Source organism: Xanthomonas sp. SHU 199 (assembly GCF_000364665.1).
GTDB classification, from domain to species: Bacteria; Pseudomonadota; Gammaproteobacteria; order Xanthomonadales; family Xanthomonadaceae; genus Xanthomonas_A; species Xanthomonas_A sontii.
This window is the reverse complement of record NZ_AQOI01000878.1, coordinates 1-311: the sequence shown is the minus strand read 5'-3', so window position 1 is coordinate 311 and position 311 is coordinate 1. Positions and strand designations below refer to the sequence as shown.

General features: G+C 78.1%; 1 protein-coding gene. It reads right to left on the bottom strand.

The genetic code is table 11. From position 1 onward, the window contains the following. Nucleotides 1-311 (bottom strand): uroporphyrinogen-III synthase (locus D183_RS0123595; protein ID WP_017911164.1); only part of this gene is annotated, 311 nt, incomplete at both ends.

Genomic DNA, 311 nt, shown 5'->3' with positions numbered 1-311 from the left:
GCGGCGCCGCACGCAGGCGGGCCAGGTCGGCCGCGCGCAGTCGTACCGGTTCGCGCACGTACACGTCCGCGCGCAGCAGCGGGGTGCCGCGCGCCTGCAGGTGTGCGGCGATCAGGCCGCGGCCGCCGGGGGCGGTGATCAGTCCCACCGGCAGGTCGTGCGCGGACATTTCCGGCAGCGCCAGCAGGCCGTCGCTGTCCATCCGCGCCGGCGTCGCCACCTCGGCGATGCCGTGCTGGCGCAAGGCGCGCGCCGTGCCTGCGCCCACTGCCAGCCAGCACTGGCCGGGGCGTGCCGCCAGCGGCTGCAGC